Below are 26,737 nucleotides of genomic sequence, written 5' to 3' on the forward strand. Positions count from 1 at the left end.
CCTGACTACTCGCCGTCGGCGGGAGGCGGAGTCACCCCTTCACCCGGATCGGGGACGACCGAGGCCTCCTGGATCGTGGTGGACGTGCCCGAGCCTGAGGGAGCCGATGCGCGGTCGCCGCAGAACGCACGGTAGGTCGCCGTGACCGTCTGCCCTGCGGTGCCCTCGGCGACGGTGATGACGGCCGAGTTCTGGCCGGGAGAGAAGCTCATCTTGGGCTGGCCGTTGCTGAACGTCGCGTTCGTGAGGGAGACCTCGTACGAGCTCAGCGAGTCTGCGCCGGAGGGGCAGGTGTAGCCGTTCCAGCTGACCGTCGCCTCCTGGCCCTCGGTCACGGTGCCGGGGATGCTCGGGGCCGACTGCGGGGCGGGGATGGCGACCATGTCGGCGTAGTAGATCAGCTCGATGGTGGAGCCGACCTCCTGGTTGCCGGAGTCGGTCACCTGGTAGATCTTGCCCTGCTCGGCCTCGGAGCCCGCCGGGTCGCCTGCCACGCAGTTCGCCTCGAGTCCCTCTGCGTCGAGAGCGGCGGTCGCCTGATCGCAGGTCATGCCGACGAGGTTCAGCGCGTCGACGTTGACCGTCTCCGGCTCGGCCTGGGTGGGAGTGTCCTTCGGCGTGCTCACCGTGCTCCTCGGCGCGGTCGGCGTGTCCTTCGGGTCACCGCCGGCGTCCTGATTCGCGAACAGCGCCCACAGCGTGCCGCCCAGCACTATCAGCAGCAGCACGATCAGCGCGATCAGCGGCCACGTCCACGGGCTGCGCTTCTTCTTCTGCGGCTCCTCCTCGGCCTCCGCCTCAGCGGCGGGGAGCTGCGCTGTGGTGGGCAGGATGCGGGTGCTGGCCTCGCTGCCCATTCCGGTCAGGATGCGGGTCGCGTCGTCGGCATCCGCCACCCCGAGTCCCGCGATGGCGGGCACGGCGATGGCGGCGGAGTTCAGGTCGCCGCGGCGCAGCGCCTGCGCGGCGCGGGACACGGTCGCGGCCGACGACGGCCGATCGGCCGGCTTCTTCGCGATCATCGCCATGACGAGGTTCTGCACGGGTACCGGCACCCCGGCCGGCAGCGGCGGAGGCTGCTCGTTGATCTGAGCCATCGCGATCGCCACCTGCGACTCACCGGTGAACGGTCGCTTGCCCGCGAGCGACTCGTAGGCGACGATGCCCAGCGAGTAGATGTCGGTGGCCGGCGATGCCGGGTGACCCGAGGCCTGTTCGGGCGACAGGTACTGCACGGTGCCCATCACCTGCCCCGTCGCGGTCAGCGGCACCTGGTCGGCGATGCGGGCGATGCCGAAGTCGGTGATCTTCACGCGCCCGTCGGGTGTGATCAGCAGGTTGCCGGGCTTGATGTCGCGGTGAACCAGCCCGGCCGCGTGCGCGGCCTGCAGGGCCGACGCGGTCTGCGCGACGATGTCGAGCGTCTTGTCGGCGCTCAGGGCGCCGTCGCGCTCGAGAATGGTCGACAGCGCCTCACCGGGGACGAGCTCCATGACGAGGTAGGCCGAGCCGTTCTCCTCGCCGTAGTCGAACACGCTGGCGATGCCCTCGTGGTTGACGAGCGCGGCGTGGCGGGCCTCGGCGCGGAAGCGCTCCAGGAAGCCCGGATCGCCCATGTACTCGTCCTTGAGGATCTTGATCGCGACGGTACGCCCGATGACGTGATCCGTCGCCTCCCACACCTCGCCCATGCCGCCGATCGCGATCCGCGACTGCAGCTCGTAGCGACCACCGAACGACACACCCTGCGTCGGCCTCATCTGCCCAGCACCGCCTCTATGACCTTCTTCGCAATCGGGGCGGCGATGCCATCGCCGGACCCTGATTGACCCTTACCACCGCCGTCTTCGACGACGACTGCCACTGCCACCTTCGGATTGTCCGCTGGTGCGAAACCTGTGAACCACAGCGTGTGCGGCCGGGACCCGTTCTGCGCGGTACCTGTCTTCCCGGCGACCTCGACGCCGTCTATTCTTGCACCCGTCGCCGCACCCGAATCGACGCCGGCCACGAGCGCCTCCGTGAGGGCGGCCGCAGCATCCTCGTCGATCGCCTGATCGAACGCCTCGTCCTGGAACTCATGGTGCACCGCGAAGTCGTCGCCGATCACCCGATCCACCATCCGGGGCTTCATCACCGCGCCGCCGTTGGCGACACCCGCCGCCACCATCGCCATCTGCAGCGGGGTCGAGGTCACCTGCCCCTGGCCGAAGCCGGTGAGCGCGGTCTGCGCGTCGTCGAGAGAGGTGGGGTAGCTCGAGGCAGTGGACTTCAGCGGCATCTCGAACTCGCTGTTGAACCCGAACTTCTCGGCGGTCTCGCGGATCGCCTTGTCGCCGAGCTCGACCGCGAGCTCGGCCATCGGGATGTTGCAGCTGAGCTCCAGCGCCTGGCGGATCGTGGTCGTCTCGCCGTCGCCGCACGTGCCGCCCCAGGCGTTCGAGATCTGCGTGGTCGAACCGGGCAGCTTGTAGCGGGCCGGGTTGGGCAGCGTGGAGTCGATGGTCCACTCGCCCGACGCGAGCGCGGCGGCCGCGACGACGACCTTGAACGTCGAACCCGGGGGGTTGAGCCCGCCAGCGATGGCGCGGTTGTAGAGCGGGTTCGCCGGGTCCTCCACGAGACGGTCGTACTCGGCGTTCACCGCTGCGCTGTCGTGCGCGGCCAGCTTGTTCGTGTCGAAGCCGGGGGTCGAGACCATGGCGAGGATGCGGCCGGTCGACGGTTCGATCGCGACCACGGCGCCCTGCAGGCCCTGCAGCGCTTCCCAGGCGGCACGCTGCGCCTTGGCGTTCAGCGTGAGCTCGACGCTCAGTCCCTGTTGCGGCTGGCCCGACAGGATGCGCTCGATCTCACCGAAGAACGCGTTCGAGCCGGTGCCCGAGAGGTCGCCGTTCAGCGCCTTCTCGATGCCCGTCGCAGACCCGAGCGCAGGGTTGTAGTACCCCGTCACCGGCGCCCACATCGCGGCATCCGTGTAGACCCGCTGATACTGGTAGCGGTCGTCGGAGGGCACCGACGAGGCGATCGCGTTGTCGTCGACGATGATCGCGCCGCGCTGGATCTGGTAACTGTCCAGGCGCGTGCGGGTGTTCGCCGCGTTCTGCGACAGCTGGTCGGCGCCGAGCACCTGGATCCAGCTGGTCGCGACGAACAGCGACAGGAACATCGCGAGGATCACGAAGCTCAGGCGTCGCAGTTCCTTGGTCATCCGATCACCACCCTCGGCTGGCGGCGCACGCCGTCGCTGATGCGCAGCAGCAGCGCGACGATGAGCCAGTTCGCGACGAGCGACGATCCGCCCGCCGCGAGGAACGGCGTGGTCAGGCCGGTCAGCGGGATGACCCTGGTCACGCCGCCGACCATGATGAACACCTGCAGGGCGATCGTGAACGACAGGCCGGTGGCGAACAGCTTGCCGAAGTCGTCCTGCCCAGCCATGCCGATGCGAAGGCCGCGGCTGATGAAGACCATGTACAGGCAGAGGATCGCGAACAGCCCGACGATGCCGAGCTCCTCGCCGAGACTGGGGATGATGTAGTCGCTGTGCGCGAGCGGCGTGATGTACGGCCTGCCCTGGCCCCACCCGGTGCCGATCAGCCCTCCGTGCGCCAGACCGAAGATGCCCTCGACGAGCTGGTAGCTGCCGCCCTGCTTCTCGATGATCTCGGGATTGAACGCGTCGAGCCAGTTCGTGAACCGGCCGCGCACATAGGCGAGGATGCGGGTCGCGAGGAAGGCACCGGCTGCGACGCCGGTGAGGCCGATGAGCACCCAGCTGGTCTTGCCGGTGGCCACGTAGAGCATGGCGACGAACATGCCGAAGATCAGCACCCCCGTGCCGAGGTCGCGCTGCGTGACGATGATCAGCAGCGACAGCAGCCACACCACCAGCACGGGACCGAGTTCGCGCATGCGCGGCCAGGTGAGCCCGAGGAACCTCTTGCCCACCGAGCTCAGGCTCTCGCGGGTGCGCACCAGATAGCCGGCGAAGAAGATCGCCAGGCAGATCTTCGCCAGCTCGCCCGGCTGGAACGAGACGAAACCGCCCAGCGACACCCACACGTCGGCGTTGGAGCCCCGTGCCTTGAGGAACGGGATGAACGGCAGGATCAGCAGCACCAGACCGGCGAGGCCCGAAAGGTACGTGAACCGGTAGAGGACGCGGTAGTTGCGCAGGGCGATCACGAGGGCGATGGCGCCCGCGATGGAGATCGCCGTCCAGGCGAGCTGCTTGGTGGAGAACGCGTCCCAGCCCGTCAGCTGTTTGGCGATGTCGATGCGATAGATCATCGCGATACCGAGCCCGGTGAGCAGAGTGGCGATGGGCAGCACGAACGGGTCGGCGTCTGACGCCACGACGCGCAGCACCACGTGCAGCGCGAACACCAGCACGGCGAGCGCGCCGCCGATCACTAGGAGCATCGGATCGATCGCGTTCAGGGCGCCCAGCTGCACCAGGGTGAGCGACGCTCCCGAGATCGCGCAGGCGAACAGGAGCAGCCAGAACTCGCGGTTGCGCTGCTTCTGCGGCATCCGAATCTTCTTCAGCGCCTTCATGACGCTGGTGTCGGCGTTCACGGCGGTCATGGGGTGGGCGCTTCCGTCGTGGGCGCCGGGGTGGGCGTCGCAGAGGGCTCGGGTGTGGGCTCGGGTTCGACGGGGGGCAGGACGCTGGCACGCAGCCGCTCGGTGATGGCCGTCGCGTCCGACAGCGACCGGGCATTGATCGTGCGCTCCACGGCCGAGCGCTGGTACGAGGGCAGGTCGGCGAGCAGGATGTCGGTGTCCTCCACCTCGGTGGACAGTGAGATCGGGCCGAGGCTCTGCTGCACGCCGCGGTAGATCACCACGCTGTCGTCGTCGGCCCCCACGAAGTAGCGCGTCTGCGTCCAGTTGTACGCGAGCACCCCTCCAGCCGCGAGGGCGATCAGGGCGAGCAGCAGCGCGGCGAGCCAGGCGACGCGGCGGCGCCTGGCGCGGCGGCGATCCTCTTCGATGATCTCCTCGAAGTAGTCGGCATCGGGCTCGAAATGCGTCGGCTCGTTCGCAGCCTGGCGCACGGGGTGCAGCCAGCCGGTGAGCGACGGGCGGGCGGTGGGGACGGGCAGGTCGGACGGGTTGGATGCCGCGCCGACAATCGTCGCGGTTCCGGACGAGAGCGGATGCGCGCCGCCGACGTCGACCAGCACGACCGTGACGTTGTCGGGGGCGCCGCCGTCGAGGGCCTGCTTCAGCAGGTTGTCGGCGGTGCGGCCGGGGGCCAGACCCAGGCGCATGGCGCGGGCGATGTGTGCCTCGTCGACCACGCCCGAGAGGCCGTCGGAGCACAGCAGCCAGCGGTCTCCGGGGAGCGTCGGCATGACGAACATGTCGAGCTCGGGGTCGATGTCCATGTCGCTGAGGACGCGCATCAGCACAGAGCGGCGCGGGTGGTACCTGGCCTCCTCGAGGGTGATGCGGCCGGAGTCGACCAGGCGCTGCACGAAGGTGTGGTCGGTGGTGATCTGGGTGAGCGCATCGTCGCGGAACAGGTAGATGCGGGAGTCGCCGATGTGGCCGATGACCGCGTACTCGTCGACCATGACGATCGCGCTGAGGGTGGTGCCGAGACCGGCGAGCTCCGGACGCTCCTTCGATGCGCGCACGAGGTCGGATGCGGCAGTCGTGGCCGCCGCCTGCAGAGCGGCTTGCGCGTCGTCGGTGGTGGCGTACGTGTGATCGAGTGCCTGCATCCGCTCGATCGCGAGCGTCGATGCGACGTCGCCTCCGGCGTGCCCGCCCATCCCGTCGGCGACGACGAACAGGTTCGCTCCGGAGTATCCGGAGTCCTGGTTGTTGGAGCGGACCTTCCCGGTGTGGGAGATCGCGGCGCTCGAGCCCTCGAAGACCATCTCGCGGCGACGCCCTCTACGACCGCAGCTCGAAGGTCGTGGCGCCGACCTTGATCGGGGTGCCGATGTGCACCTGGGCGGGCTTGTCGCTCAGGCGCTCGCCGCCGAGGAAGGTGCCGTTCGTCGAACCGAGATCCTGGATGAGCCAGGTGTCGCCTCGCTTGCTGAGGCGAGCGTGATGACTGGAGGTGTAGTCGTCGCGGATGACGAGGCCGGATTCGCTCGATCTGCCGATGGACATGGGCTCGGAGCCGAGCGGCACTTCGAGCCCGGTCTTCGGGCCCGACGTGATGACCAGGCGCGTGGGCGACTTGCCTGAGCCTCCCGACGCGCCCGTCGCGGGGCGCGCGGCCTGCGGGGCGGGGGAGGCCGCTGCAGCTTCGGCCGGCATCTTGCGCACCCGCACGCCGAAGAGGTCCGAGCGCAGGGAGTAGACGACGCCGAACACGAAGAACCACAGCAGGATCAGGAATCCGATCCTCAGCAGCAGGAGCACCAGTTCACTCATCGGCGGGACTCCTTGCTGCTGACCGGCATCACGCGGAACACGAGTTCTGTGCGCCCGATGGTGAAGGAGGTGTCGGGCGCGAGCGCCGCCTCGCGGATCTTCTGTCCGTCGACCTTGGTCCCGTTGGTGGAGCCCAGGTCGCGCAGCATCCCGCGCTCGCCATCCCAGAGGATCTCGGCGTGGCGGCGGCTGGAGCCGGCGTCGGAGATGGTGATGTCGGCGTCGCTGCCGCGGCCGATGACGGTGCGGGCGCTGGTCAGCGGATGCCGTCGGCCGTCGACCTCGATGACGCCCTGCCACGAGACGCTGCTCTCCGTCGATCCCGAGCTGATGCGGACGGTGCCGGTGGCGACGCGCTCGTCGGCCTCCATGGCGATGTGCAGGGTGCCGCCGAAGCTGTAGCCCTGAGTGCGCGCATGCTTGGTCAGCAACGCGAAGAGCTCCTCGTGCAGAGCGCGGCCGAGCCCCTGCATCCGCTCGTGATCGTCGGGGCTGAGCCGAACCAGGTAATCGCTGGGGGTGATGATGCGGTCGCGGCTGACCACAGCCGCCTTGGTGTCGGCCTCGCGGCGCAGTGCGGAGGCGATCTCGACGGGCTGGATGCCGCTGCGGAAGGTCTTCGCGAACGCGCTGTTCACGGCGCGCTCAAGACCTTTCTCAAAGCTGTCAAGTAGTCCCACAAGGTTCCTCTGGCAAGCCGACGGGTAGGCCCATCGTAGCCAGCCCGGCTGAAAGTACGCCTCCGCGGGTCTCTGCGGGTGTCGCCGATGGCCGTCGATTCGGGGTTCTCACGGCGCGTGTGGACCCGTGGACATGCATCGAGAACAGGCGATTCACCGGGCGCAGGACGATTCGCCGGGTACCGTCCTGTCCCGGGTGATCGTCCTGTTCTCGACGAACGGATGCCGCTCGCCCGTGTTCAGTGCGCGCTGAATCCCGTGTTAGCCTTGGGAGGTTGAGTTCTTCGGAACGCGACACTGCGCGAGTGGCGGAATAGGTAGACGCGCTGGCTTCAGGTGCCAGTGCCTGCAAGGGCGTGGGGGTTCAAGTCCCCCCTCGCGCACAGAATGCCGAAGGCCCCGGATCATCCGGGGCCTTCGGCGTTTCCCGGCACAGCTCAGGTGTTCGCGCAGCATCCGTCGGCGCATCCGTCGGGTTCGCGCTCCCCCGTGAGCACCGACACCGGCGCCGCGCAGCAGGCGTCGCCGCGCCATGCCTCGATGCCTTCGCGCACCGCGAAGCCCGCGATCACGAGGGCGGCGAGCGAGTCGGCCCAGGCCCAGCCGAGCAGGCTGTTCAGAACGAGCCCGACCAGCAGGGCGGCGGACAGGTAGCTGCAGATGAGCGTCTGCTTCGAGTCCGCGACCGCCGAGGCGGAACCGAGCTCGCGACCGGTGCGCTGCTCGAACCAGCTCAGGAACGGCATGACCAGCAGGCTGAGGGCGGCCAGCACGATGCCGACCGGCGAGTGCTCCGGCTCGCGCAGGCCCGCCAGCGACAGCACCGCGTCGACCGAGACGTACGCGGCCAAAGCGAAGAACGACAGCGCGATCACGCGGAGCGCGGTCCGCTCGCGGCGTTCGGGATCGGGTGCGGCGAACTGCCAGGCCACCGCCGCCGCCGAGAGCACCTCGACGATCGAGTCGAGGCCGAACCCGATCAGCGCCGCAGACGAGGCGGCGCCACCCGCCGCGAGGGCCACGACCGCTTCGATGACGTTCCAGGTGATCGTGACGCCGACGACGATGCGGATGCGGCGACGCAGGATCGTCGTCCGCTCCGGCGAGCGCAGTGCGATGGTCATCGGGCGGCCTCGGCGTCGCAGCATCCTTCGACCGCGCACGCGGGATCGAGGCAGGGCTCGTTCGCGTCGACGGCGAGGGTGACGTCCAGCAGTGCGGTGAGTGCGGCAGTGAGGTGCGGATCCGCGATCTCGTACCGTGTCTGCCGCCCCTCCGGCTCGGCGACGACGATGCCGCACCCGCGCAGGCAGCCGAGGTGGTTCGACACGTTCGTGCGACTGAGCCCGAGATCCTCAGCGAGACGGCCCGGGTACGCCGGGCCGTCCAGCAGCGACAGCAGGATCCGCGAGCGGGTCGCGTCCGCCATGGCGCGACCCAGGCGGTTCATCGCGTCGACGCGTGTGGCAAGAGTCAGCATCCACTGACTATACAGCGTTCACTGACCTATTGCACAGCGGTGGTCCGGCTGACCGCCGTGCGCGTCATCGCCGCGACGGCGTCAGCAGCAGGATGCCGACGGCCGAGACGATGCCGAGGATCGCATCGGGAAGCCAGGTGCCCAGCGCGGCGACGTGCCAGACGAAGAACAGCGGCAGTGCCCAGAGCGCCACACGTACTGCCCTGGAGTGCATTCCGCCCCAGACGGCGGCGACGCCCAGCACCGCGGCGAGCGTGCCGAACGACGCGATCAGCACGACCGCCGATGCCTCGAAGGGGTCGTCGGCGAAGGCCGTGCTGATGGCGATGACGCCGCACAGCGCGAACACCGCCGTCAGCAGTGCCTGCCCGGTCCTGTTGCGAACGCGGTTCAGCCGCGTACCGGTCGACGGTGGCTCTGCGTGGGTGAGGGAGATGCTCATGGGATGTCCTTCCGTTCGGAGCTGAGTTGCCACGAACGTAGGGCCACCACGCCGTGAGCGGGGATGCGGCCAGCCCTACGTTCGCAAACCAAGGGGTGGGGTTGACCGCATTTCCGCCTCCCGGGAGCCAGACCCCTGTGCTCGCCGCCGCGGGAACCGGATACTGAGAGGCATGGCCGAGGTGCTCATTCCGCTGCTGTTCGTGCTGGCGGGCGTGCTCGGTCCGCTCTGGCAGGCGGCTCGCTTCACCACGCTGCTGCTCGCGGCCGTGGGCCTGCTTCATCTCTCCGGGCTCGCGATGTCGCTCGCGGCCCTCGAAGGCGAGAACGCGGTGCTGCACACCGGGTCACAGGTGCTCTTCGTCGCAGGATTCGCCGCGCTCCTGCCACTGGCGTGCGGCTACCCCTCCGGGCCCGCGCCGCGCTGGTCGTGGCTCGCCGGGTCGGCGGCGGTGCTGGTGCCGGTGGCCTCCGGATTCTCGGATGCGACGCCGACGGTGCTCTCGCGGGCGGATGCTGCCGGGCGGCCGAGCACGCTCGGACCGATCGTCGCCGCCCTGCCGCCCGAGGTGGCCGCGTCTTCGGGGGTGGTGTTCAGCCTCCCGGTCCTCGCTGCAGCGATCCTCATGATCCGTCTTCTTCGCGGCGACCGCGAGTTGCGCGGCCGGCTCACGCTGCCGCTCGCGGCGCTCGCCGCGTTCGCGGTCATCATCGCCGTCGCGGCGCTGCTGCGCCCGCAGGCGGAGCCCCTCACGACGACGCTCTTCCTCGTCGCGAGTCCCCTCGTGCCCGTCGCGCTCGTCGCGGGGAGCCGTCCGCTGGCGCGGCCCCTCGACGACCGGAGCACTCTCAGTGCGCCGAGTGTCGACGCGACGCCGGCCGATCCCCGCGTCCAGGCGCTCTCGCCACGGGAGCGCGAGGTGCTCGCGCTCATGGCCGCCGGGGCCAGTAACGCGGCCATCGCGCGGGAGCTGTTCATCTCGCTCTCCGCGGTCGAGAAGCACACGACCGCGATCTTCGCGAAGCTGGGCCTGGCATCGGAGCCGCAGACGCACCGCCGCGTGAGTGCCGTCGTGGCGTACCTGCGCGCGACGAACTGAACGCCGCGAACACGTCTGTGCACGGTCTCGGGTTTGCGCGCTGTACTACTGTCGTAATACAGTGAGACAGCCGCGGAAGTAGGCCCACGGACCCGATCTCAGGAAGGTGCCACGATGCGGATCGACGACTCCCGCCCGATCTGGGCGCAGCTGGTCGATGAGTTCCGGCGCCGGATCGCCGCCGGCGAATGGACGCCGGGATCGAAGGTCTCGTCCGTGCGCGAACTGGCGCTCGAGATGGGCGTCAATCCGAACACCGTGCAGAAGGCTCTCGGCGAGGTCGACCGTCTGGGACTCACCACGACCGAGCGCACCGCCGGACGCTTCGTCACCGAAGACGAGCGCGCAGTGGCTCGCGATCGCGCGGTGCTGGCCGAGTCCACCGCCGACGGATTCGTCGTCGCCGCCGCCGGCCTCGGCATGACCCTTGCCGAGGCGCACGACCTGCTCGCCCAGCGGTGGGACGCACACGACTCCCCCGTCACCATGAGTACTCACAGCGAAAGAGAGGATGCCCGATGAGAACCCAGGCCCCGCCGGCGGTCGAGATCACCGGCCTGACCAAGGCGTATCGCGGACGCCCCGCCCTCGACGGACTCGACCTGAGTCTGGCTCCCGGTCAGATCGTCGGACTGATGGGCGACAACGGATCCGGAAAGACCACACTGCTGAAGATCCTCGCCGGCCTGCTGTCGGACTGGGAAGGGACGGTGCGGGTGGACGGACGCGAACCGGGCGCAGAGTCGAAGGCGCACGTCTCCTTCCTCCCCGACGCCTCGTTCCTCCCCGATGCGCACAGGCCCGCCGACTCGGTGGCCCTCTACGCCCGGTTCTTCGCCGACTTCGACGAGGCCAAGGCGAAGCGGATGATCGACTTCTTCGGGCTCCCCTGGGACCGCACCCTGAAGGAGATGTCGAAGGGGATGCGCGAGAAGCTGCAGATCTCGCTCGCGATGTCGCGGCGGGCTCGGGTGTATCTGCTCGACGAGCCGATCTCCGGCGTGGATCCCGCGTCACGTGACGTCATCCTGCGCGGCATCCTCTCGAACTTCGAGGAGGACGCGCTCCTGCTCATCTCCACCCATCTCATCCAGGACGTGGAGCAGATCGTCGATTCCGTGCTGTTCCTGCGTGCGGGCAGGGTTCTGCTGCACGGGGGCGCTGACGATCTCCGCGCCGAACACGGCGTCAGCCTCGACGCTCTCTTCAGAAAGGTGTACGCAGCATGATCGGTACGCTGTTCGCGCAGGAGTACCGCGCGACCCGCAAGAACCTGTTCACCGGCGTCGGCATCGCACTGCTGGTCGCGGTCGGGTCGTTCGCCGTTGCCGCGCTGCGGGTGCCTGTGGTGGGCGACCTCGGCCTCGCACTGGGCTTCGTCACCACCGCCGCGATCACCCCGGCCGTTCTGGGGATGCTCGTCGAGAACTACTGGCGCACGATGTACGGCCGCGAGGGCTACTTCACGATGACGATCCCCGTGCGCGGGCGCACGCTGTTCACGGTGAAGGTGCTCTACGCGATCGTCGCGGCCTTCGTCGCTCTGGTCGTGACCGGCATCGGCCTGCTCGGCGGGATCGTCGCCTTCTCGCTCTCGCAGGGCCGCGCGCCCGGGCAGACGCTGACCGATATCGCCACGGGCGTGCAGCCCTGGATGGTGTGGTTCGTCGTCGCCGCCCTTGTTCTTCAGATCGCGTTCCTCGTGATCGTCGGGGCGGCGCTCATGTCGATCGGCGCGGAGGCGCGCTTCAACCATCTCGGCTTCGGCGCCCCGGTCCTCGGCGGGATCCTCTTCTACGTCGTCGCGCAGATCGTCACCTTCGCGGCGATCCTGCTGATTCCCGTCGGCATCGTGTTCACAGGTCCCGAGGCGGGGCGTCTCGTACCGCAGAGCATGCTCGCGGACTTCATCGACGCGCTCGGTGCGCCTGCGGGCACGGCGACGCCACACGTGCTGGGACTCGGCTTCGTCATCACGAGCATCCTCATCGCGGCACTGATGGCGTGGCGCGGCGGCCGATCGGTCGAGCGGCACACCTCACTGCGATGAGCCGATGGCCCGCCGGATGAACCGGCGGGCCATCACCGTCCGGCGCGCATGAACGCCTCGGCCGCGCGAACCTGCTCGTCCGAGGGGCGGATGCCGGTGTAGAGCACGAACTGCTCGAGCGCCTGGAGGGTGGCGACCTCGGCGCCGGTGATCACGGTCCTGCCGGCGGCGCGACCCGCGGCGATCAGCGGTGTCTCGGCAGGCAGGGCGACGACGTCGAACACGACGGAGGCGGCATCCACGGTCTCCGGCGGAAACGACAGTGTCCGTTCCTCCGCTCCCCCGGCCATCCCGATCGGCGTGACGTTCACGATCACGTCGGCGGTCGCATCGCCGAGCGATGCCCGCCAGCCGAAGCCGTACAGCTCCGCCAAGGCCCGCCCGTTCGCCTCGTTGCGCGCGACGATCGTCACCTCCCGGAATCCCGCGTCGCGGAAAGCGGCCGCGGTCGCCTTCGCCATGCCGCCCGATCCTCTCAGCAGCACGGTGCCCGCCGGATCGAGGGCGTGCCGATCGATCAGCTGTGCGATCGCCGCGTAGTCGGTGTTGTACGCGGTCAGCACGCCGTCGTCGTTGACGATCGTGTTGACCGAGTCGATGGCGGATGCGGTGGCGTCCATGCGGTCGACGAGGGCGATCACGTCCTCTTTATAGGGCATCGAGATCGCGCACCCACGGATGCCGAGGCCTCGCACGCCGGCGATCGCCTGCGCCAGATCGGTCGGCGCGAACGCCTTGTAGATCCAGTTCAGACCGAGCGCCTCGTAGAGGTGGTTGTGGAACCGCGTGCCGTTGTTGCTCGGCCTCGCCGACAGCGAGATGCACAGCGTCATGTCCTTGTTCAGCATGGTCACGGCATCAGGCTACCGAGCAGCCATGGGAAAGGGCCGCCCCGCCCTCACCATCGCCGATACAGCTGGGCGAGCCCTTCCGCGCCCTGTGACGCATGGGCAGCGAGCTGGCGCTCCGCTCCCGTCCCCTCGGCCCGGATGCGACCGAGGTGCTCGTCGACGAACGCGGTGTCGCCCAGCTCGTCGAGCACGGGGCGGATGCTCCCCAGCATCCTCTGCACGGCTGACCAGGCATCCTCCTCTCCGCCGTCGGGGGCGAACAGGCGAGCGCGCATTCCGTGACGTGCGGCGAGCCACAGCCCGGCGTCGAGCAGGTCGTGGCGGGTGCCTTCGACGTGCAGCTCCGTCGCGCACACGATCCCACGGATCAGGGCGGTCAGCAGCAGGGAATCGTCGACGAGCAGCTGCGCGTCGGCCACCCTCGTCTCCACGGTGGCGTAGTGCTCCGAGAGTCGCACCGGCCAGGACACCGACGCTCGAGAGGGCAGTGCGCCGGCTCGCACGTGCCGGTCGAGCGTGCGGTGATAGTCGTCAGCATCGTGGAATGCCGGGGGACACTCCGACACCGGCATCCGCCCGACCAGCGTCGTGCGCCAACTCGCCAATCCCGACGGCATCCCATGCACGAACGGTGAGTTCACGCTCAGCGCGAGAAGGGCGGGAAGCCACTCCCGCACGCGACGCAGCGCCCGCACTCGCTCCTCGTCGTCGGTGACCTCGACGTGCACGTGCAGGCCGTTGACCTCGTGGTCCGCGGTGAGCCTGCCGATGAGGTGCATCACGTCGTCGTAGTGCGGGTCGGGTGAAATCTGCTGCGCCCCGGCAAGCGCGAACGGGGCACCGGTGGCGGCGACGACCGTCCCGTCCGGCGCGTGATCCGCGAGTGATCGGCGCAGGGTCCTCAGCTGCTCCCGGGCCTCCACGAGCGTGCTGACCGGGTCGGTCGCGGTCTCGACCTGACAGGTGAGGAACTCTCGCGAGATGCGGCCCCTTCCGTCGGCATCGCGCGCCACCCGTCCGTGCAGTGTGGCGGCAGACACGGGCACGAGTGCCGCGTCGTCGAGCAGGACGTACTCCTCCTCCACGCCGAAGCGCCGGGTGAGCGGCATCCGATCCTCCTCGATGTTCGACCTGCGGCTGCGGGCGGCGTCGCGCTCATGTGCGACGTCACGCCCCTGCGACGAGAGTGCGCCGCCGACCCCGAAGGGCCGGCGGCGCACCGATCTGCGACCGGATGGCCTGGTTCAGGCCGATCACGAGCCGCAACGGCTGTCATTTCTCGTCGTCGAAGGCGTCCTTGACGTCGTCCCCGAGCTTCTTGGCCTCGGCCTTGGCCTGATCGAGCTTGCCCTCGGCCTGGAGGCTCTCGTTGTCGGTCGCGTCTCCGATGCCTTCCTTCGCCTTACCGACCAGCTTCTCGGTGTTGTGCTTGGCGTCGTCCATGGCTCCCATGTCACTCCCTTCGTCGGGGACGGTCACTGACCGTCCTGGGGAATGACAGCGTGTCACCGAGCGCGCACAGGGGCCAAGGGATTGACAGGCGCGCTGGGACCGCGCTAGACGAGGGAAGGGGTGCGGAGCGCTGCGACCGACTGCCGGACGGGGCGGGTCTCGCGGATGCTGAGAGCACGCGGTCGGAGGGGGACCTCCGCCTCACTGTGCTTTCGTCCCCGCTCCGACCTGCAATCCCCTGTTAACCCTTCACTCTCGGAATCGCAAGCCCCATGGGCTCGGCTCATCCCCTCCTCTAGGGGTGAAGGTGCATGCATGGGGGATCGATCGCGTCCGCTGATCCCCAGTCAGCGCAGGCCCTCCCCAGTGGCCCGACGATCCACGCATGCGCGTGGCCCTCTTGTTTAGTTCAGTCCCCGATGTGCTATACGAGGGGGCCGCTCTCATCATCGCACCGATTTGCGATTTTGTCCCCCAAACGGGGGACAAATTTTTGAGATTCCATGTATGCTGATTCCGACGCACCCTCCGGTCGTCTTCGGCCCCCACCGCTCCCCCCGCGGTGGGGGTCATCAATTTTCGGGCGCGGCACGGTTCCGCCCCCACCTCCACCGACCCGTCTGCAACATTTGTGTCACCATCTGCATCGCCCTATTGCCTCCCCGGCGCTCTGGGATAGCGTTAGCGGCAGTCGGTGCGTCCTGCGTCGGCGTAGCAATCAGCAGAACGGCAGTAAATGAGCACCCAGGGCACGGTCAAGTGGTTCAACTCGGAGAAGGGCTTCGGCTTCATCTCCCCCGATGACGGAGGCGCCGACGTGTTCGCGCATTACTCCGCGATCCAGTCTTCCGGCTACCGCTCGCTCGACGAGAACCAGCGCGTCGAGTTCGATGTGGCGCAGGGCCCCAAGGGCCTGCAGGCTGAGAACATCCGCCCTCTCTGAGGCGGAATGGGGAACCCCGTCGGAAGCTGCCAACGCAGAACCGGCGGGGTTCTCTGCATCCCGGGCCGCGCCCGGCCTCGTGCCGTGCGCGGATGCCGGCCTGCAGAAAGTCGGACGGCGTTCGGCCGCGCCGGGTCAGCCGCGTCCGGGTCAGCCGAGCAGCAGCGTCTGCAGCGCGGCGGCGTCGGGCGCCCTGAACTCGGCTCCCTCCGCTTCGCGCGGATCTCCGAAGCCCCATTCGGCGAAGATGACCGGGATGCCGTATTCGGCAGCTCCGTCGATGTCGTGGTGCCGATCGCCGACCAGCACGGGGTACGAAGTGTCTGCGCCGGCTTCCCGCAGCCGTTCCAGTGCACGGCCGATCACGTACGCCTTGTCGTCGCTCATGCCATCCACCCCGGTGCGGGCACCCGAGATGGCGGTGAAGCCATCGATCAGGCCGTGGTGCTCCAGGATCGCGCGCACCTGATTCTCGGGCTTGGTGCTCGCGGTCGACTGCGGGATGCCGGCGCCCTGCACGGCGCGCAGCACCTCGGGCACGCCGGGGTAGATCGCGACGGATGCGGCATAGCCGTCGGCTGCCGCAAGGGCGCGGTAGCGGGAGACGGCGTCCTCCGCCTGCACGGGATCCATCCCCGCGCGCAGCTGGAACGACTCGAACATCGGCGGGCCGATCCAGAGCGCAAGCTCCTCGGCGTCAGGCTCGCCGAGTCCGTACGAGGCGAACACCCGACGCAGCCGGGGGAGGATGCCGGCCGAGGCATCGGCGATCGTGCCGTCGACGTCCCAGAGGATGCAGGAATAGGGCGACGCGGGCATGTGTCCAGCCTACGCACCGGATCGGCAGCATCCGCGCCCTGCATCCCGCGCCGCACTGACCCGCGCCACGTCCGAGACCACCAAGTTCACGGATGACCACCTTGTTCGCGTGAAGAACGTGGTCATCGGTGAACAACGTGGTCATCGACGCACAGTCGCAGGGCGGGCGCGCGCCCGCCCTGCTCAGAAGAGCCGAGGGACGCCCGACTCGATGCCCTTCATGTCCTCGTAGTCGAGCACGAGGCACCGGATGCCGCGATCCTCCGCGAGCACCCGTGCCTGCGGCTTGATCTCCTGTGCCGCGAACACCCCGCGCACGGGCGCGAGGTGGGGATCCCTGCCGAGGAGCTCGAGATAGCGGGTCAGCTGCTCGACGCCGTCGATGTCACCGCGCCGCTTCACCTCCACCGCGATCGCCGCACCCGCGGCATCCCGCACCATCAGGTCGACAGGACCGATCGCCGTCGGATACTCGCGGCGCACCAGCGTCGCGCCCTCGCTGATCAGGTCGACCTGCTCGGCGAGCAGACGCTGCAGGTCCGCCTCGACGCCATCCTTCTGCAACCCCGGATCCAGGCCGAGCTCGTGATTCGAGTCGTGGATGATCTCGTAGATCTGCACGCGCAGTGCGTCGCCCGTCTTCTTGTGGGTGACACGCCACACCTCGACGACACCGGCGCTCGATTCGTCCTCCCCCGGCTCCTCGTGCGCGAGCGAGCACGGCGGGCTCATCCAGTTCAGCGGCTTGTAGCTGCCGCCGTCGGAGTGCACCAGCAGACTGCCGTCGCCCTTGTGCACCAGCAGGCGCGTGGCCAGAGGGAGGTGGGCGTTGAGCCGACCGGAGTAGTCGACGGAGCAGCGGGCGATGACGAGACGCACCCGACGAGCCTACTTCGTCACCGGCGCCTCGGCCGTCTTCAACGGGCGCGCGGCACCGGAGAACAGCCCGGACGCGATCACAAGGGCGACCAGGATGAAGAGCGTGTTCAGCAGCCCGATGTGCGTGCTGATCATCCCGAGCACGGGAGGACCGCCGAGGAACGCGACATACCCGATGGTGGCCGCGGCACTGACGCGGGCGGCGGCCTTCGCAGGGTCGTCCGCGGCGGCGGACATGCCGATGGGGAATCCGAGCGATGCGCCGATCCCCCACAGGGCGGCACCGACCAGTACCAGCGGCAGGGTGGGCGCGAGGATGAACAGCAGGATGCCGCCCGCGGCGGCCACTGCCAGCACCCGCAGCACCGGCACGCGCCCGAACCGGTCGACGACCGGCCCGCCGAACAGGCGGACGACGGTCATGCCGACCGAGAAGACGGCGAGGGCCACCGCACCCATCCCGGCGGGCGCACCGTGCCCCTCTTCGGCCCCCAGAGCGATCCAGTCGTTCGCCCCGCCTTCGGCGAACGACATGCCGAGCATGACGACGCCGAGCATGTAGGTGCGCGGTTCGCGCCACGCCTCCAGCGCCACGTGCATCCGCTCGCGCCAGTGCGGCTTCTCGTGATCCGCCGGGTCGAGCGCTGCTTCGCGCACGGGCACCTGGAAGAAGCAGACGACCGCGATGACCGCGATCATCAGGCCCATGACCGCCGTGTGCGAGCCGACCGACAGGCCGAGGCCTGCGGCGAGAGCGCCGATGCCGGCGCCGATCACGGTGCCGAAGCTGAAGAACGCGTGGAACACCGGCAGGATCGTCTTGCCCATCTGCTGCTCGATGGCGGTCGCCTCGACGTTCATCATCACGTCGACGCTGCCGTTGCCGAATCCGAAGAGCACCATGCCGATCAGCACCACTGGCACGGAGCCGAGGACGCTCGACCCGAGCCCGACCAGCGCGATCCCGGCGGCGAATGTCAGCATGGTGAGCAGCATCCCGCGGCGGGCGCCCGTGCGCGCCATCACGGCAGAGCCCGTGGAGATGCCGATGATCGACGCGACGCCCATGCCGAGCAGGATCAGTCCCACCTGGGAGTTGTCGAGGCCGAGGTCGTCCTTGATGCCCGGCACCCTGGACGCCCAGGTCGAGATCGACAGGCCGCTCGACAGGAAGATGGCGAAGATCGCGGTGCGCCAGCGCACGAACTGCGAGCGAGTGAGGGCGGTATCCATCCGACGATGATATCGAATCGTTTCGATGATGCACAGCCGGGGCGGGTTATCCTCGGTTCATGAACAGCAGCGCACGCCGGGCGACCATCGCCGACGTCGCTCGCGCGGCCGGCGTCTCGACCTCGACGGCATCGGTCGTCTTCAGCGGCAAGGTGAACGTCGCCGAGGCGACGCGCCAGCGGGTGCTGGCAGCGGCTGCCGAGCTGGGATACGCCGGGCCGGATCCGCGCGCTGCCTCCTTGCGCCTGGGTCGAAGCGGCATCGTCGGTGTCGTTCTCGGGGGAGAGCTGCGGCACGCCTTCCTCGACCCGGTGACGACAGTCATGATGGACGGGCTCAGCGACGCGCTCGCCGAGATCAGCACCGGTCTGCTGCTGCTGCGCGACGACCCACGCCCGGGCGAGGCGCCCGCGATCGCCGAGGCGCCGGTCGACGCCGTCGTGCTCATCGGCTGCACCCCGAGCGTGCGATCCTCGCTCGAGATCGTGCGACAGCGCGGTCTGCCCGTCGTCGTGATCGAGGGGGATGCCGGAGAGGATGTTCCCCGGATCACCTTGGACAACCGGGAGGCGAGCGCGGCGATCGCCCGGCATCTCCACCAGCTCGGGCATGTGCGGGTGGCGACGGTGACGCTGGCGCCCGACGTCGGCCGGGAGCGCGGCCCGCTGACACCGGCACGGCTGGCGGCGGCCACGGTCGATGTGACTCTCGACCGACTGGCCGGGTTCCGGGAGGTGTACCCCGACGCGCCCGCGGTCGCAGCAACGGGAAGCCTGATCGACGAGGGCATGATCGCCGGCCGAACGCTGCTGACGGATGCCGACGGCGCTCTGCGCGACGACCGTCCCACCGCGATCGTCGCGCAGAGCGACCTGCTCGCGGTCGGTGTGATCCACGCCGCGGAGGAGCTCGGCCTGCAGGTGCCCGATGACCTCTCCGTGGTCGGCTTCGACGGCATCGCGGCGGACGGTCTCGGCTCGCAGAAGCTGACGACGATCGTGCAGCCCGCCGTCGAGAAGGGCCGTGCCGCGGGGGAGCAGGTCACCCGGATGCTCGCGGGGGTGAAGGGCGAGTCGGTGCACTTCGTGTGCAGGTTCCAGGAGGGCGAGACCACGGCCCCGGCACCGGCGGGATCGACGGGTCGTCAGGACCGCTGAGGGCCGATCGGCAGCGGGTGCGACGAGTAGTCGAGGATGCGGTATCGACCGCATTCGACGATCGAGTCCGGAACGGGTTGGCCGGTGATGTCCCATGGCGCCGACTGCAGGTCCTCGACCAGGAAGGTCACTCTCTCAGCGGCGAAGTCCGACCTGTTGACCAGCCAGGCGTAGCCGCGCAGGGTGTGGTCGACCTGTACCAGCCGCGCCGCGTCCTCGAGCATCAGCTTCGGCAATCGCACCGTCCAGAACTGCCCTCCGCCGGTGCGATCCGATGCGTCCACCCAGTCGCGCACGCAGGCGGCGTCGGCGTCCGGCGCGGTCGCAGCCGCCTGGATGCGCGGAATCGAGAGCACCGTGCCGGCCAGCAGCAGCACGGCGGCGACCGCGGTGACGAGACGCGTGAGCGCGTGCGGCAGCGGGCGACGGACTGACGGCAACGCGAGGAGCCCGAGCACAGGACCGAACGCGATCGGCTCCAGGTAGCGCGACGCATTCGTCCCCAGCGCGATCACCCCGGCGACAACCGCCAGCGGCGTGAACCAGCCGAAGGCGGCCACCAGCCGAGCGCCCCGCTCGACGGGAATGCGGATGCTGCGCAGAACGCACAGTGCGATCAGAGCGGTCATGAGGGTCACGGCGATCAGGCCGCCAGGGGTGGCGAGCCGGGCCATGGCCAGCTGACCGTAGTACTCGGCGGCCCCGACCCACCGATCGGGCCTGGCGTAGCCGACACCGGAATTGGCGATCCATGCCGAGAACGGCATGCGAGCTGCGAGGCCGAGTAGCGCACCACCGACGAGCACCGCCAGAGGAAGCAGTGCGGCGTGTCCGAGCAGGCGGGGGATCGCCGCCACCGCGAGCAGCACGACCAGCGGTGCGACCGCCCACACAAGGAACAGCGGGTTCGTCATCGTCGACGCGAGGCTCACGATGCCGAGTGCGGTGGGCAGCGCGACCCGCGGCCGATCGAGATGCCTGCGCACGAGCCCGACCGCCAGGACCGTGCCGACGACGGTCGCCGAGTAGTACGTGGTCGTCAACAGCAACGACGCGGGTTCGAGTGCCTCCCTCGACGCCGAGGTCTCGGTCACAGCCAGCACGCCGAAGGTGCCGTGGGCGACCAGCGACCACGCCACCGGCGACCGGCCCTCGTCTCGCCGCCCGGCGGCGAGGCGCAGCGCCCCGTAGAGCGCCAGGAGGTTCAGCACGGCGTTGACGGCGAGCAGCCCCGCCACCGAGAGGGCGGGAAGCGCCGCGCGCAGCAGCAGGAGCAGCGCCGTCTCCGGCAGGAAGAGGACGCTCGACAACGCCCAGTCCAGACGATCGCCCTCCGCGATCGAACACGAAAGGAGCGCGACGACGAGCGAGTCCGCATCGCGGAACAGCAGCTGCGATCGCGCGGTCGACGCCACCTGTCCGACGACGACGATCGACAGCGCGAGTGCCGCCGCCCAGCCGGCCCCCTCACGCCATGCCGCGCGCGTCATGAAACCACTCTCGCACGCCGGGCAGCCGTCTCGCCCGGTAGAATGGGCTCGAACCCGCCCGCCGCGCCGGAAGGCCCCGACGAGCCAGAGGAGCCGCTTATGCTGTTGCTCCTCGCGGTGTTCCTGGCGGGATCCCTTCTCCTCCCCGTTCTGGTGCGCTGGCTGGGAGCCCAGGCATTCGCGATCGGAGCGCTGGTGCCGGCCGCGGCGTTCCTGCACGCGGTGATGCGCACCCCGGAGGTGCTCGACCCCGACACAGTCCCGTTCCAGGACTACGAGTGGATTCCCCAGCTCGGTCTGCATCTCTCCATGCGCATGGATGTGCTCGGCTGGGTCCTGACGCTGATCGTTACCGGTGTCGGCGCACTCGTGCTGCTCTACTGTCGCTGGTACTTCCACGACGAGGGCCGGGAGGTCGGCCAGTTCGCCGGCGTGCTGCTCGGCTTCGCGGGCGCCATGTACGGTCTGGTGCTCACCGACAACCTCATCATGCTCGTGATGTTCTGGGAGCTCACGAGCATCCTGTCGTACCTGCTGATCGGCCACTACCGCCGCCGCGCGGCCAGCCGACGCGCAGCGTTGCAGGCGCTCCTGGTCACCACCCTCGGCGGTCTGGTGATGTTCGTAGGGGTCGTGCTCCTGGTGGTGGACGCGGGCACCGCCAGCATCCGGGAGCTGCTCGAGCTCGCGCCGACCGGTCCGATCGTCGAGGCCGCGATCGTCATGCTTCTCGTCGGCGCCGTGACGAAGTCGGCGCTGTTCCCGTTCCACTTCTGGCTCCCGGGTGCCATGGCCGCTCCGACGCCCGTGAGCGCGTACCTGCACGCCGCTGCGATGGTGAAGGCCGGCATATACCTCATCGCGCGATTCGCACCGATCTTCGCGTTCTCGGCCACGTGGCGTCCGATCGTCATCGCGCTGGGCGTGTTCACGATGCTGCTGGGCGGCATCCAGGCGCTGCGGGAGACCGACCTCAAGCGCATCCTCGCCTTCGGCACGGTGAGCCAGCTCGGCTTCTTCGCGGTCGTGCTCGGATACGGAACGCAGGCCGCCGCGCTCGCAGGGCTGGCGCTCGTGATCGGGCACGCCCTGTTCAAGTCGGCGCTCTTCCTCATCGTCGGCATCATCGACCGCCAGCTCTCCACGCGTGACATCACGGAGCTGTCGGGTGTGGGCAGGCAGGCCCCGGTGATGGCGACGACCGCCTTCATCACCGTGGCCTCGATGGTCGGCATCGCCCCTACGATCGGCTTCGCAGCGAAGGAATCCACGCTCACCGCTCTGCTCGACGATGCGCTCGCTGGATCAGTCTGGGGGTGGGTCGCCCTGATCGGCGTCCTGCTGGGCGCAGTGCTCACCGCGGCATACGGGGCGCGCTTCCTCTGGGGCGCGTTCTGGCGGAAGAAGGACGCCGCCGGCGCATATATGCCGCGGACGGAATGGCCTGATCCCCCGGTCGGGTTCCTGTCCGCTCCGATCCTGCTCGCCGGGGCGACCATCGCGCTCGGCATCGGGGCAGGCGCTGTCGACATCCCGCTTCAGCAGTACGCCGCGGATGCGGCGCCCGGTCTGGACGGCGCGCACGCCGGGCACCTCGCCCTCTGGCACGGCCTCGAGCCGGCGCTGGGTCTTTCGGTCGCCGCCATCGTCTCCGGTTTCGGCTTCTTCCTGCTCACGACCCGCAGCGGCTGGGACAGGCGACCGCGCCTGCTGCCCGGCACCGCATCGGACGCCTACTACCTCGTGATGCGCGGCGTCGATCGCCTGTCCGTGATCACCACCAGCATCACGCAGCGCGGTTCGCTGCCGGTGTACCTGGGCACCATCTTCGTCGTGCTGCTCGCCGCCGAGGCGACGGTGCTGTTCTCCGCGACGCCGGCGCGCATGGAGCTGTCCGGCTGGCACACGCCGACGCAGGTGGTCGTCGCCCCGGTGATGGCCGCAGCCGCGGTCGTGGCCGTGCGGGCCCGCAAGCGCTACACCGGCGTCGTGCTGGTCTCGGTCACGGGCCTCGGCATGGTCGTGCTGTTCGCTACCAGCGGGGCTCCCGACCTGGCGCTGACGCAGATCCTCGTCGAGACGGTGACCCTGGTCACCTTCGCACTGGTGCTGCGCCGGCTGCCGTCGCGCATGGGCGAGCACAACGCCTCGGTGGGGCGAGCGCCCCGCGCCGTCCTCGCCGTCGGCGTGGGCCTGGCGATGGCGCTGATCGCGATCGTGGCCACGCAGGCGCGCATGTTCGACCCGATCTCGACCGACTTCACCGATCTCGCCTACGACCTCGGACACGGCAAGAACGTCGTCAACGTCGCGCTCGTCGATCTGCGCGGGTGGGACACCATGGGCGAGTTGAGCGTGCTGGTGCTCGCCGCCACGGGTGTGGCGTCCCTGGTGTTCGTCACGCATCGCGCGGACCTGCTCTCGGCGACCAGGGACCTGCCGCAGACCGTGCGCCGCGCCACCGCACGACGGCCCATGGTCGAGACCATCGAAGGCGCTCGCTTCCAGACCGCCGAGAATCGCGGGGCTCCGCGCGCATGGCTCGTCGGCGGGCACCAGATGAAGGCCGAGAGCCGGTCCATCCTGCTCGAGGTGATCGTGCGGGTGCTGTTCCACACGATCATCGTCGTCTCGATCTACCTGCTTTTCGCGGGGCACAACAACCCAGGCGGCGGCTTCGCGGGCGGGCTCGTCGCGGGCATGGCCCTCGTGATGCGCTACATCGCCGGCGGGCGGTGGGAGCTGGGTGCCGCCGCTCCGACCGACGCCGGGCGCCTGCTCGGCTACGGTCTCGTCATCGCGGTCGGCACCGCGGTGGTGCCGCTGTTCTTCGGCATGAGCGCTCTGCAGAGCACGGTATGGGCGGCCGAGGTGCCTGTGCTCGGCCACCTCGAGCTGGTGTCGTCGACCTTCTTCGACATCGGCGTCTACCTGGTGGTGATCGGCCTTGTGCTCGATGTGCTGCGCAGCCTGGGCGCCGAAGTCGACCGCCAGGCCGCCGACATGCGAGCGAGGGGGGCGCGCACCTGATGGACGTATCGCTCACCCTGATCGTGATCATGGCCGTGCTGTTCGCCTGCGGCGTCTACGCCATGATGGAGCGCAGCCTGACGCGGGTGCTGATCGGCTTCCTGCTGCTGGGAAACGCGACCAACCTGCTGCTTCTGATCGTGATGGGAGCGCCGGGTGATGCCCCCTTCTACGGCGAGGAGGGCGAGGTCAGCGATCCCCTGCCGCAGGCGCTGACTCTCACCGCCATCGTGATCACCTTCGCCGTCTCGGCGTTCCTGCTCGCGCTGATCTACCGCTCCTGGCAGCTGGGCCAGGCCGACACCGTCGAGGATGACGAGGCGGACGTCGCGCTGCGCGCCCGCACGGATGCAGAAGAGGACGTCATCGACGACGAGGCCACCGCCGACGTCACCGCCACCACCGACTTCGTGGGCCTGCAGACATCGCCGATCACCGTGCTGCACATGCGCGACCACGCCGCCATCCACGACGATGCCCCGGTCGATCGCCCTCTTGGGCGCACGAACACGCACGACGATGACGGGCACGCGCCCGAGCGCCCGCAGCCGGACGAAGGGGAGGGCCGCCCATGAGTGCCCTTGTACCCCTGATCGTCGCGCTGCCATTGCTCGGTGCGGCCGTCACGCTGGTGTTCGGCCGCAATCCTCGGCTGCAGATGCTCGTCTCGGCGGGAACCCTCACCGTGGTGTCGATCATCGCCGCCGTATTGCTGGCCGCAGTCGACGGGAATGACAGCCCCATCGCGGTATCGGTCGGCGGCTGGCCGGTGCCGTTCGGTATCGTGCTGTACGTCGACCGCCTCGCCGCACTGCTCGTGCTCGTCTCGAGCATCGTGCTGCTCGCGGTGCTGCTGTTCTCGATCGGCCAGGGCGCGGCCGACGGCGCCCAGGAGACCCCGATCTCCATCTTCAACCCGTCGTATCTGATCCTGGCGGCCGGCATCTTCGATGCCTTCATCGCCGGCGACCTGTTCAACCTCTACGTCGGGTTCGAGATCCTGCTGGTGGCGTCGTACGTGCTCATCACGCTGGGCAGCACCGAGTCTCGCATCCGCACCGGAGCGGTGTACATCGTCGTCTCGCTGGTGTCGTCGATCCTCTTCCTCTCCGCGATCGCCATGATCTACGGCGCGGTGGGCACGGTGAACATGGCCCAGCTCGCCGAGAGGGTGGCGCAGCTGCCGCAGGAGACGCAGCTGGTGCTGCACCTGCTGCTCGTCATCGCGTTCGGTATCAAGGCGGCCGTCTTCCCCGTGTCGTTCTGGCTGCCCGACTCCTACCCGACCGCGCCAGCGCCCGTGACCGCGGTGTTCGCCGGCCTGCTGACCAAGGTCGGCGTCTATGCGCTGATCCGCACCGAGACGCAGCTGTTCGCCGAGAACAGCATCGACACGCTGCTCATGATCGTGGCGCTCGCGACCATGGTGATCGGCGTGCTCGGCGCCGTCGCGCAGGCCGAGCTGAAGCGGATCCTGTCGTTCACGCTGGTCAGCCACGTCGGCTACATGATCTTCGGCCTGGCGATCGTGACCGAAGAGGCCATCGGCGCCACGGTGTACTACATCGTGCACCACATCATCGTGCAGACGACACTGTTTCTCGCGGTCGGACTCATCGAGCGCAGGGCGGGCAGCACGTCGATCCTGCGGGTGAGCGGCCTGATGAAGGCCGCGCCGCTGCTGGCGGTGCTGTACTTCGTACCGGCGATCAACCTGGGCGGTCTCCCGCCCTTCTCGGGATTCCTCGGCAAGGTCGGGCTGTTCTCCGCTGCGGCCGACGTGGGCACGCCGCTCATGATCGTGCTGATCTTCGGCGGCATCATGACCTCCCTCCTCACGCTGTACGCCCTCATGCGCGCGTGGAACCTGGCCTTCTGGCGAGAGGACGACACGGCCGACGATCCCGATGGCAGGATCTCCTACCTCGACAGCGCCCCCGCCGCCGACGAGCAGGGCCGCACCCGCCGCATCCCTGCGATCATGACCGTCTCCACCGGTGGTATGGTCGCGGTCACGCTCGCCCTCACCGTATTCGCGGGACCGCTCTATGCGATCTGCGATCGGATCGGCGCGGGTCTGCTGCAGCCGGTGAGCCTCGTGCAGATCGGTGAGGAGGTGGACCGATGAGACCCGACTCCAAGCGCGGAATGGCGCGCGACATCGCACTGCAGCTGCCCTTCATGCTCTGGCTGGTCGTGCTGTGGATGCTGCTGTGGCACCAGTTCACCGTGCTCGCCCTGATCACGGGCCTGCTGGTCGCGATCTTCGTGACGCGGGTGTTCCGCCTGCCGACCGTCGAGCTCGTCGGCCGGGTGAACGTCTGGTACGTCCTGGTGTTCGTCGTGCAGTTCCTCGGCGCGGTGGTCGCGGGCGCAGTCAGCGTGACGATCCAGGTGTTCGATTTCCGCCGACTGCCGGGATCGGCGATCATCGAAGTCCCGCTTCGCTACGCCGACGACATCGTCATGACCCACGTCGCGGTGACTTCCTCCCTCATCCCCGGCTCGCTGGTGGCCGAGAGCGATCGCGATCGCCGCATCCTGTACCTGCATGTGATCGGCGTGCACGATCGCGCGCAGATGGACGCGTTCCGCCAGGGCGTGCTGGGCTGGGAGCGGCGCATCGTGCGCGCCGTCGGTACGCCTGAGCAGTATCGCGCCCTCAAGGCCGACGAGGCGCGCGGCGCGGTCGGGAGCCACGGCGGCCGCGGAGACGGAGGCGCACGGTGA

26 protein-coding genes and 1 tRNA gene are annotated in these 26,737 nt (G+C 69.1%); 11 read left to right on the forward strand and 16 right to left on the reverse strand.

All coding sequences use genetic code 11. The features are described from left to right. Positions 1-5: 5 nt before the first annotated feature. The 6 genes from RIN43_RS01940 to RIN43_RS01965 are packed head-to-tail and all read right to left on the reverse strand — an operon-like array spanning position 6 to position 7,082. Positions 6-1,760, reverse strand: a complete 1,755-nt coding sequence (locus tag RIN43_RS01940; protein WP_309127181.1) for a protein kinase — start codon at positions 1,758-1,760, stop codon at positions 6-8. After that, on the reverse strand, positions 1,757-3,211 hold the full coding sequence (locus RIN43_RS01945; protein WP_309127182.1) for a penicillin-binding transpeptidase domain-containing protein: 1,455 nt from the start codon (positions 3,209-3,211) through the stop codon (positions 1,757-1,759). The genes RIN43_RS01940 and RIN43_RS01945 overlap by 4 nt, the downstream gene beginning before the upstream one ends. Further along, positions 3,208-4,590 (reverse strand): FtsW/RodA/SpoVE family cell cycle protein, encoded by a 1,383-nt coding sequence (locus RIN43_RS01950; protein WP_309127183.1) that lies wholly within the window; start codon positions 4,588-4,590, stop codon positions 3,208-3,210. The genes RIN43_RS01945 and RIN43_RS01950 overlap by 4 nt, the downstream gene beginning before the upstream one ends. Next, the gene (locus tag RIN43_RS01955; protein WP_309127184.1) at positions 4,587-5,894 is read right to left on the reverse strand and encodes a protein phosphatase 2C domain-containing protein; all 1,308 of its coding nucleotides are present in this window, start codon (positions 5,892-5,894) and stop codon (positions 4,587-4,589) included. The genes RIN43_RS01950 and RIN43_RS01955 overlap by 4 nt, the downstream gene beginning before the upstream one ends. Before the next feature lie 16 nt (positions 5,895-5,910). Further along, a complete protein-coding gene (locus RIN43_RS01960; protein WP_309127185.1) occupies positions 5,911-6,402 on the reverse strand; it encodes an FHA domain-containing protein in 492 nt (163 codons plus the stop codon). Beyond that, positions 6,399-7,082, reverse strand: a complete 684-nt coding sequence (locus RIN43_RS01965) for a DUF3662 and FHA domain-containing protein (protein WP_309127186.1) — start codon at positions 7,080-7,082, stop codon at positions 6,399-6,401. Before RIN43_RS01965 ends, RIN43_RS01960 begins: the two co-directional genes overlap by 4 nt. A gap of 299 nt (positions 7,083-7,381) precedes the next feature. On the opposite strand from RIN43_RS01965, the gene RIN43_RS01970 reads away from it, so the two are divergent. Continuing rightward, a tRNA-Leu gene (locus RIN43_RS01970) sits at positions 7,382-7,465 on the forward strand. Positions 7,466-7,519: 54 nt separating this feature from the next. Here RIN43_RS01970 and RIN43_RS01975 read toward each other — a convergent pair. From RIN43_RS01975 to RIN43_RS01985, 3 genes are all read right to left on the reverse strand, one after another. After that, positions 7,520-8,206, reverse strand: a complete 687-nt coding sequence (locus tag RIN43_RS01975; RefSeq protein ID WP_309127187.1) for a cation transporter — start codon at positions 8,204-8,206, stop codon at positions 7,520-7,522. Continuing rightward, positions 8,203-8,562: a metalloregulator ArsR/SmtB family transcription factor gene (locus RIN43_RS01980; RefSeq protein ID WP_309127188.1), complete on the reverse strand. Its 360-nt coding sequence runs from the start codon at positions 8,560-8,562 to the stop codon at positions 8,203-8,205. Before RIN43_RS01980 ends, RIN43_RS01975 begins: the two co-directional genes overlap by 4 nt. A 64-nt stretch (positions 8,563-8,626) precedes the next feature. After that, positions 8,627-9,004: a hypothetical protein gene (locus tag RIN43_RS01985; protein WP_309127189.1), complete on the reverse strand. Its 378-nt coding sequence runs from the start codon at positions 9,002-9,004 to the stop codon at positions 8,627-8,629. Positions 9,005-9,176: 172 nt separating this feature from the next. On the opposite strand from RIN43_RS01985, the gene RIN43_RS01990 reads away from it, so the two are divergent. From RIN43_RS01990 to RIN43_RS02005, 4 genes are all read left to right on the forward strand, one after another. Beyond that, on the forward strand, positions 9,177-10,103 hold the full coding sequence (locus tag RIN43_RS01990; RefSeq protein ID WP_309127190.1) for a LuxR C-terminal-related transcriptional regulator: 927 nt from the start codon (positions 9,177-9,179) through the stop codon (positions 10,101-10,103). Between the two features lie 114 nt (positions 10,104-10,217). Then, positions 10,218-10,625: a GntR family transcriptional regulator gene (locus RIN43_RS01995; RefSeq protein WP_309127191.1), complete on the forward strand. Its 408-nt coding sequence runs from the start codon at positions 10,218-10,220 to the stop codon at positions 10,623-10,625. Beyond that, on the forward strand, positions 10,622-11,332 hold the full coding sequence (locus RIN43_RS02000) for an ABC transporter ATP-binding protein (protein WP_309127192.1): 711 nt from the start codon (positions 10,622-10,624) through the stop codon (positions 11,330-11,332). Before RIN43_RS01995 ends, RIN43_RS02000 begins: the two co-directional genes overlap by 4 nt. Further along, the gene (locus tag RIN43_RS02005) at positions 11,329-12,153 is read left to right on the forward strand and encodes a hypothetical protein (protein WP_309127193.1); all 825 of its coding nucleotides are present in this window, start codon (positions 11,329-11,331) and stop codon (positions 12,151-12,153) included. The genes RIN43_RS02000 and RIN43_RS02005 overlap by 4 nt, the downstream gene beginning before the upstream one ends. 32 nt (positions 12,154-12,185) lie before the next feature. On the opposite strand, the gene RIN43_RS02010 is transcribed toward RIN43_RS02005, so the two are convergent. The 3 genes from RIN43_RS02010 to RIN43_RS02020 all read right to left on the reverse strand — a co-directional run bounded on the left by RIN43_RS02010 (position 12,186) and on the right by RIN43_RS02020 (position 14,483). Then, entirely contained in the window at positions 12,186-13,007 is an 822-nt protein-coding gene (locus tag RIN43_RS02010) for a shikimate 5-dehydrogenase (protein ID WP_309127194.1), read from the reverse strand. A gap of 44 nt (positions 13,008-13,051) precedes the next feature. Further along, a complete protein-coding gene (locus tag RIN43_RS02015) occupies positions 13,052-14,113 on the reverse strand; it encodes a YbdK family carboxylate-amine ligase (protein WP_309127195.1) in 1,062 nt (353 codons plus the stop codon). A 163-nt stretch (positions 14,114-14,276) separates the two neighbouring features. Then, positions 14,277-14,483 (reverse strand): CsbD family protein, encoded by a 207-nt coding sequence (locus RIN43_RS02020; RefSeq protein ID WP_375163692.1) that lies wholly within the window; start codon positions 14,481-14,483, stop codon positions 14,277-14,279. 709 nt (positions 14,484-15,192) lie between these two features. Here RIN43_RS02020 and RIN43_RS02025 point away from each other — a divergent pair. Next, a complete protein-coding gene (locus RIN43_RS02025; RefSeq protein WP_136034351.1) occupies positions 15,193-15,399 on the forward strand; it encodes a cold-shock protein in 207 nt (68 codons plus the stop codon). A gap of 150 nt (positions 15,400-15,549) precedes the next feature. Here RIN43_RS02025 and RIN43_RS02030 read toward each other — a convergent pair whose 3' ends face one another. The 3 genes from RIN43_RS02030 to RIN43_RS02040 form a co-directional block, all read right to left on the reverse strand. After that, a complete protein-coding gene (locus tag RIN43_RS02030; RefSeq protein WP_309127196.1) occupies positions 15,550-16,218 on the reverse strand; it encodes an HAD hydrolase-like protein in 669 nt (222 codons plus the stop codon). Between the two features lie 183 nt (positions 16,219-16,401). Then, on the reverse strand, positions 16,402-17,097 hold the full coding sequence (gene nucS, locus RIN43_RS02035) for an endonuclease NucS (protein ID WP_309127197.1): 696 nt from the start codon (positions 17,095-17,097) through the stop codon (positions 16,402-16,404). Between the two features lie 9 nt (positions 17,098-17,106). After that, a complete protein-coding gene (locus RIN43_RS02040; protein WP_309127198.1) occupies positions 17,107-18,330 on the reverse strand; it encodes an MFS transporter in 1,224 nt (407 codons plus the stop codon). Positions 18,331-18,389: 59 nt separating this feature from the next. Between RIN43_RS02040 and RIN43_RS02045 the strand changes: the two genes are divergently transcribed. Continuing rightward, positions 18,390-19,487 (forward strand): LacI family DNA-binding transcriptional regulator, encoded by a 1,098-nt coding sequence (locus RIN43_RS02045; RefSeq protein ID WP_309127199.1) that lies wholly within the window; start codon positions 18,390-18,392, stop codon positions 19,485-19,487. On the opposite strand, the gene RIN43_RS02050 is transcribed toward RIN43_RS02045, so the two are convergent. Then, a complete protein-coding gene (locus tag RIN43_RS02050; RefSeq protein WP_309127200.1) occupies positions 19,475-20,977 on the reverse strand; it encodes a hypothetical protein in 1,503 nt (500 codons plus the stop codon). The two genes, RIN43_RS02045 and RIN43_RS02050, sit on opposite strands and share 13 nt — an antisense overlap. 99 nt (positions 20,978-21,076) lie before the next feature. Between RIN43_RS02050 and RIN43_RS02055 the strand changes: the two genes are divergently transcribed. From RIN43_RS02055 to RIN43_RS02070, 4 genes are read left to right on the forward strand one after another with little or no spacing between them, the layout of a single operon-like run. After that, a complete protein-coding gene (locus RIN43_RS02055) occupies positions 21,077-24,007 on the forward strand; it encodes a Na+/H+ antiporter subunit A (RefSeq protein ID WP_309127201.1) in 2,931 nt (976 codons plus the stop codon). Next, positions 24,007-24,582, forward strand: coding sequence for a Na(+)/H(+) antiporter subunit C (locus RIN43_RS02060; protein WP_309127202.1), 576 nt, complete (start codon positions 24,007-24,009; stop codon positions 24,580-24,582). The genes RIN43_RS02055 and RIN43_RS02060 overlap by 1 nt, the downstream gene beginning before the upstream one ends. Beyond that, complete coding sequence (locus RIN43_RS02065) at positions 24,579-26,135, forward strand: Na+/H+ antiporter subunit D (protein ID WP_309127203.1); 1,557 nt, start codon at positions 24,579-24,581, stop codon at positions 26,133-26,135. Before RIN43_RS02060 ends, RIN43_RS02065 begins: the two co-directional genes overlap by 4 nt. After that, on the forward strand, positions 26,132-26,737 hold the full coding sequence (locus RIN43_RS02070; protein WP_309127204.1) for a Na+/H+ antiporter subunit E: 606 nt from the start codon (positions 26,132-26,134) through the stop codon (positions 26,735-26,737). The genes RIN43_RS02065 and RIN43_RS02070 overlap by 4 nt, the downstream gene beginning before the upstream one ends.

The sequence above is a fragment of the Microbacterium sp. genome (assembly GCF_031178445.1).
Classification (GTDB): Bacteria; Actinomycetota; Actinomycetes; order Actinomycetales; family Microbacteriaceae; genus Microbacterium.

Excerpts from the sequence above, each read along its gene's own strand:
- RIN43_RS01940 (WP_309127181.1), bottom strand. The coding sequence starts at position 1,760 with ATGAGGCCGACGCAGGGTGTGTCGTTCGGTGGTCGCTACGAGCTGCAG.
- RIN43_RS01945 (WP_309127182.1), bottom strand. The coding sequence starts at position 3,211 with ATGACCAAGGAACTGCGACGCCTGAGCTTCGTGATCCTCGCGATGTTC.
- RIN43_RS01950 (WP_309127183.1), bottom strand. The coding sequence starts at position 4,590 with ATGACCGCCGTGAACGCCGACACCAGCGTCATGAAGGCGCTGAAGAAG.
- RIN43_RS01955 (WP_309127184.1), bottom strand. The coding sequence starts at position 5,894 with ATGGTCTTCGAGGGCTCGAGCGCCGCGATCTCCCACACCGGGAAGGTC.
- RIN43_RS01960 (WP_309127185.1), bottom strand. The coding sequence starts at position 6,402 with ATGAGTGAACTGGTGCTCCTGCTGCTGAGGATCGGATTCCTGATCCTG.
- RIN43_RS01975 (WP_309127187.1), bottom strand. The coding sequence starts at position 8,206 with ATGACCATCGCACTGCGCTCGCCGGAGCGGACGACGATCCTGCGTCGC.
- RIN43_RS01980 (WP_309127188.1), bottom strand. The coding sequence starts at position 8,562 with ATGCTGACTCTTGCCACACGCGTCGACGCGATGAACCGCCTGGGTCGC.
- RIN43_RS01985 (WP_309127189.1), bottom strand. The coding sequence starts at position 9,004 with ATGAGCATCTCCCTCACCCACGCAGAGCCACCGTCGACCGGTACGCGG.
- RIN43_RS01990 (WP_309127190.1), top strand. The coding sequence starts at position 9,177 with ATGGCCGAGGTGCTCATTCCGCTGCTGTTCGTGCTGGCGGGCGTGCTC.
- RIN43_RS01995 (WP_309127191.1), top strand. The coding sequence starts at position 10,218 with ATGCGGATCGACGACTCCCGCCCGATCTGGGCGCAGCTGGTCGATGAG.
- RIN43_RS02000 (WP_309127192.1), top strand. The coding sequence starts at position 10,622 with ATGAGAACCCAGGCCCCGCCGGCGGTCGAGATCACCGGCCTGACCAAG.
- RIN43_RS02005 (WP_309127193.1), top strand. The coding sequence starts at position 11,329 with ATGATCGGTACGCTGTTCGCGCAGGAGTACCGCGCGACCCGCAAGAAC.
- RIN43_RS02015 (WP_309127195.1), bottom strand. The coding sequence starts at position 14,113 with ATGCCGCTCACCCGGCGCTTCGGCGTGGAGGAGGAGTACGTCCTGCTC.
- RIN43_RS02025 (WP_136034351.1), top strand. The coding sequence starts at position 15,193 with ATGAGCACCCAGGGCACGGTCAAGTGGTTCAACTCGGAGAAGGGCTTC.
- RIN43_RS02030 (WP_309127196.1), bottom strand. The coding sequence starts at position 16,218 with ATGCCCGCGTCGCCCTATTCCTGCATCCTCTGGGACGTCGACGGCACG.
- RIN43_RS02040 (WP_309127198.1), bottom strand. The coding sequence starts at position 18,330 with ATGGATACCGCCCTCACTCGCTCGCAGTTCGTGCGCTGGCGCACCGCG.
- RIN43_RS02045 (WP_309127199.1), top strand. The coding sequence starts at position 18,390 with ATGAACAGCAGCGCACGCCGGGCGACCATCGCCGACGTCGCTCGCGCG.
- RIN43_RS02050 (WP_309127200.1), bottom strand. The coding sequence starts at position 20,977 with ATGACGCGCGCGGCATGGCGTGAGGGGGCCGGCTGGGCGGCGGCACTC.
- RIN43_RS02055 (WP_309127201.1), top strand. The coding sequence starts at position 21,077 with ATGCTGTTGCTCCTCGCGGTGTTCCTGGCGGGATCCCTTCTCCTCCCC.
- RIN43_RS02060 (WP_309127202.1), top strand. The coding sequence starts at position 24,007 with ATGGACGTATCGCTCACCCTGATCGTGATCATGGCCGTGCTGTTCGCC.
- RIN43_RS02065 (WP_309127203.1), top strand. The coding sequence starts at position 24,579 with ATGAGTGCCCTTGTACCCCTGATCGTCGCGCTGCCATTGCTCGGTGCG.
- RIN43_RS02070 (WP_309127204.1), top strand. The coding sequence starts at position 26,132 with ATGAGACCCGACTCCAAGCGCGGAATGGCGCGCGACATCGCACTGCAG.